The following is a 4,775-nucleotide window of genomic DNA, read 5'->3' as shown; positions in this document are numbered from 1 at the left end:
GTGCCTCGGGGGTGTCAGCTTGCTCATGCACCTCAGCTATCACGCTGGATTCGCGACGTGAATCCCTCCGTCAGCCGCTTTTGCGCAACAGAGCCGCGCTTCGACCACCTCAAGCAGCGTCGTCTTTCCGCACCGCTTCTCGGGGCTTTGCACCAGCAGCTTGGGCCACAGGCCCCATGCGTCCATCAGGTAAGTTCCCATGATCCAGAGCGCCGCCGCGTCGGCGTCGCGCTTGGACGGAAACACCACATGGGCGAGCAGCGCGGCCCGGATGCCGTCGCAAATAGCCGCGACCGAAGCATATCGAGAGAGGGAGGATCAAACTCACATCTTTCAAATCCTCGTAGGTCAGCATCGCCTCCAAGAAGTCCGTATACAGAGTTTTCCAGCGGGAACCGCGCGGGTTGTCGCCTTGCCGCTCAGCAAGGCCAGGCTCGACGGCACTCTATGGCGGCGATGGCGCGTTCAGCCGCCGAGGAAAGCGCCAGGTAGATGATCGCTGCAGAGAGAAACACCTCATAGGGCGCGAAGGTCTCGGCCGCGATGGTCTCGGCCACGCCAGTCACTTCGGCCAGCGTCACCGTACTGGCCAGCGCGGAGGTCTTGATCATGCCGACCACCTCGTTGCCATACGGGGGCAGCGCCAACCGCAGCGCCTGCGGCCATAGCACCAGGCGGAAGATGCGCGCGGGCGACAGCCCCAGCGCGCGCGCCGCCTCGGCCTGCTCGGCCGGCACACCGGCGATCGCGCCGCGCAGGATCTCCGCGGTGTAGGCGCCGGAATTGAGCGAGAACGCCAGCACGCAGCACCAGAACGGTTCACGCAGCACGCCCCAGGCTGCCGTGGCGCGCAGCCACTCGAACTGCGCCAGCCCGTAGTAGATCACGAACAGTTGCACCAACGCCGGCGTGCCGCGGAACGCCCAGACGTACACGCGCGCCGGCCCGCGCAACCATGGCGACGGGCGCATCAGCAGCCACGCCGCCGGGCCGGCAAGCAGCGCGCCGCCGGCGAGGCTCATGGCGATCAGCGCCAGCGTCAGCGTCAACCCCTCGAGCAGCCGCGGCAGGCTCTCGGCGACGATGGCGAGATCGAAGCTCACGGTGCGTAAATCCGGGATCTCATCGGGCGAGGTGGCGCGCCGCGCGGCGCTCCGCAGCGGCCAGCGCCGCACTCAGCGCGGTCGTGAAACCGAGGTAGATCACGGCGACGGCGGCGAACATGGTGAAGGGTTGGCCGGTCACCGATGTCGCCATCCTGGCGGTGAACATGATCTCGTTCAGCCCGATCACCGACACCAGCGCAGTGTCCTTCATCAGCCCGATCAGGTGGTTGCCGAAGGAGGGCAGGGCGATGCGCCAGGCCTGCGGCAGCCGCACGAAGGCGAGGATCTGCCATGGCGCCAGACCAAGCGCCCGCGCCGCCTCTATCTGCCCCGGGGCCACGCCGAGAAACGCGCCGCGAAAGCTCTCGGTCGCGTAGGCGCCGGCGATCAGCGCGATCGCGAGCGATCCGGCCCAGAAGGGCGGAATGTCCACGAAGCCGGCGCCGGGGTCGATCGCCCGCGCGATCGCCGTCAGCGTGACCGCGGCGCCGAAATAGAACAGCAGCAGCACCAGCAGTTCCGGCGTGCCGCGGAAGAAGGTGACGTAGAGGCCCGCAAGCCGCGCCCAGACGCCGCCCGCAAGCCGCGCCGCCGCGCCGAGCACGCCGAAGATCAGCGTGAGCGCGGCGGCGACCAGAAACACGCGCAGGATCAGGAACGCGCCCCAGGCGAACTCGTCAAGCCAGCCTGCGAGCGCGCCCATCCTGCGCTACCGTGACGTCAGGAAGCGCCCTGCCAAGCCTGCGGGTGAATCGTGAAGGGGAAGTGGCGCAGGCCGAACTCGGCAAGCTTGCCGTCCTCGGTCATGCCCTTGAGCGCGGCGTCGATGCGCGCCTTGAGATCGTCCTGACCCTTGCGCAAGCCCACCCCGACGCCGGTGCCGAAATAGGCCTCGTCGGCCAGCTGCGGGCCGACCACCTCGAAGCCCGCGCCGTCGGGCTTGGAGATGAAGCTCAGAAACGCCTTCATCGGATTGGTCATGATCGCATCGACGCGGCCGGCCTTGAGGTCGAGATACATCGCCTCGTTGCTGTCGTAATAGGCGACGTTCGCGCCGGGGGCCTTGGCCTTGAGCCAGCTCTCGTAGGTGGAGGCGCGCTCCAGCCCGATCTTCACGCCCTCCAGCGCCGCCGGCATCAGCGCGCCGTCGGCGTCGAACAGAACCAGCCCCTTGTCCTTGGCCGCAACGAACTGCCCGATGGAGACGCGGTAGGGGGCCGAGAAGTCGATCTTCTCGAGCCGCTCGGCGGTGATCGACATGGAGGCCACGATCAGGTCGAACTTGCCGGCCAGCAGCGCCGGGATCATGCCCTTCCACTCCTGGCACACGAACTCGATCTCGGCGCCGATGCGCGCGCCGATCTCGCGCGCCACATCGACGTCGTAGCCGGAAAGCTCGCCCGCATCGGTGCGGTAGTTGAAGGGGAAGTAGGTGCATTCCGTGCCGACCTGGAGGGTCTCGGCGGCGCGGGCGGCGGGCGCGGCGGCGGTCGCCGCCAGCAGGGCGGCGCCGACGAGGGAGGCGAACAGGCGCATGGCGTGACCTTTCACGAAGATGAGAGGCTTGAGGCTAGTGCGCCACCGTCTCGGTTCCGCGACGACGCCGCTACGGTTGCGTGACGGCGCCGGCGAGCGTCTCCAGGGCGGCCGCGTGCAGCGCGGGGGTCGCGCTGGCGAGAATGGCGCCGCTCGAGGCGATGGTCAGCGCCTCGCCCCGCCAGCCGCTGATCACTCCGCCCGCGCCCTCGACCACGGGCACGAGCGCGGCGATGTCGAAGGGTTCGAGGTTGGGGCCGTTGAGGCACAGCCCGATCCGTCCTTCCGCCAGCGCGCCGTAGCCGAGGCAGCCGCCGTCATAGACGTTCCAGCGCGTGCGCGCGCGGATGGCGGCGAGGCCGGGCGAGGTGGCGGCGTCGTAGGCGTCAGGGTCGGAGAGGCTGGCGACGCAGTCCGCGAGCGCTGCGACCGGGGCGCAGCGCACCGCCCGCCCGTTGACCGTGGTCCCCGACGCCGGCCCCGTTCCGGCGACGCCAAGCCACAGTCGTTCGCACCAGGGCTGGTCGATCACGCCGATGACGGGGCGGCCTTCGCGGCACAGCGCGATCAGCGTGCCCCAGTTCGGCAGGCCGGCCGCGAACTGCCGGGTGCCGTCGATCGGATCGATCACCCATACATGGGGCGCTTCGGTCCGCTCCGGCCCCTCCTCCTCGCCGAGCACACCGTGGTCGGGGAAGGCGGCGGCGATCTCGCGGCGCAGGCGGCGCTCCACGGCGCGATCGAGCGCCGTGACCGGGCTGCCGTCGTCCTTGATCTCGAAGCCGACCGGCGCTTCGTGCGCGCGATGCACCTCGCGCGCCGCATGGGCGAGGCGCCGGGCAAGTTCGATCAGGCGGTTGTCGGGGGTCTCGTCCTTGGCGCGCACGCCGCTCTCCTCATGATCGGTTCAAGCTTCTCTATGGCGATCCGCAGAGTTCCCATACTGCGAAAAGCGGCTGGGCGGCGCAGCTGCCGATCATGACGGAGTTGGTCATCCAATCCGCCACAGACGGCGTCGTCGTGCGGCATTGTTTCGCAAATCACCGTTTGGCCGGAGTTTCGTTCTTCCCGGACAGACGCATCCCGTGGCGCGAGTGGCGCGGATGCCGAGGGCTGTGAAGCGGTTGAGGACGGCAACCCCGACTTGGATCTCCGCAACCTGCCGGTCGAAGTCCCCCGCCATGAGGCGCTGACCGAGCAGCTTGACGCAATGCATCTTCGTCTCGGCGCGGCTGCGCCGATGGTAGCCGCTCCATCGTCGCCAGATCGCGCGGCCGAGGCTGCGTCACGCCCGGAGGGCCTCGTTGCGCGCCGTGGCGCCCTCGGTGATCTCCTTCCAGTGCTTGGCGTTCCTTCGTGGCGGGATGACCGCCGCGGCGCCGCGGTCGGCGATGGCCTCATGGCTCTTGCGGGTCTCGTGGGCCCTGTCGGCGGTGACGCTCGCCACCTCGTGGTGCGGGGCGATCTGGCCGAGTAGTTCCGGCAGCATCGGCGCGTCGCCAATGTCGCTGCTCGTGACCTCGATGGCGCGGACCTCAAGGGTTTGCTCATCAATCCCGGGATGGACCTTGCGCCAGACCCGGCGCTTGGCGCCGCCATGCTTTCGCGCGTTACACTCGCCCTCGCCTTCGACCTTGATCCCGGTGCTGTCGATCAGCAGGTGCAGCGGACCGTTCGAGCCGCGGTACGGAATGATCACGGCCGGGGTCTTCTGGCGGCGGCGGAGCGTGCTGAAATCGGGGACTCTCCAGTCCAGACCGATCAGCCGCAACAGGCCCTCCACGAACCCGGTGGTTTGCCGCAGCGCCATGCCGAGCAGGACCTTCATCGTCAGACAGCTCTGGATGGCCGGGTCACCGTAGCTCTGACGGCGCCCGCGCTTGCCTGTCGCCGGGCCCTCCCACTTCATGGCGGGGTCGAACCAGGCCGTCAGCGAGCCCCGGCGCTTGCGCCTCGTTGTAGCTCGGCCAGTTCGTGGTCTAGGAGCGCGGGGGTGTCGGCTTGCTCATGTACCCCGGCCATCATGCCGGATTGGCGCGACTCTGTTGTGCAAATCGACGTGGGGACGGACTTCCCCTTTCCCCGGACGGACTCATCCTATGGCTTCGGTGACGGGTATGCCGAGGGCGGTGA

The 4,775-nt window shown here is 68.8% G+C and carries 4 protein-coding genes and 1 pseudogene; all 5 read right to left on the bottom strand.

What is annotated here, in order from left to right:
- Positions 1-419 precede the first annotated feature (419 nt).
- A complete protein-coding gene (locus tag BLW43_RS22345) occupies positions 420-1,103 on the bottom strand; it encodes an ABC transporter permease (RefSeq protein WP_175479068.1) in 684 nt (227 codons plus the stop codon).
- A gap of 19 nt (positions 1,104-1,122) precedes the next feature.
- A complete protein-coding gene (locus BLW43_RS22340; RefSeq protein WP_093257081.1) occupies positions 1,123-1,809 on the bottom strand; it encodes an ABC transporter permease in 687 nt (228 codons plus the stop codon).
- Positions 1,810-1,826: 17 nt separating this feature from the next.
- Positions 1,827-2,642 (bottom strand): transporter substrate-binding domain-containing protein, encoded by an 816-nt coding sequence (locus tag BLW43_RS22335; RefSeq protein WP_093257078.1) that lies wholly within the window; start codon positions 2,640-2,642, stop codon positions 1,827-1,829.
- 70 nt (positions 2,643-2,712) lie between these two features.
- A complete protein-coding gene (locus BLW43_RS22330; RefSeq protein ID WP_217632289.1) occupies positions 2,713-3,528 on the bottom strand; it encodes an inositol monophosphatase family protein in 816 nt (271 codons plus the stop codon).
- A 105-nt stretch (positions 3,529-3,633) separates the two neighbouring features.
- Positions 3,634-4,651 (bottom strand): annotated as a pseudogene (locus BLW43_RS22325) (IS5 family transposase).
- Positions 4,652-4,775 lie beyond the last annotated feature (124 nt).

This window comes from Rubrimonas cliftonensis, from assembly GCF_900107585.1.
Taxonomy (GTDB): Bacteria; Pseudomonadota; Alphaproteobacteria; order Rhodobacterales; family Rhodobacteraceae; genus Rubrimonas; species Rubrimonas cliftonensis.
This window is presented reverse-complemented; position numbering and strand designations above follow the sequence as displayed.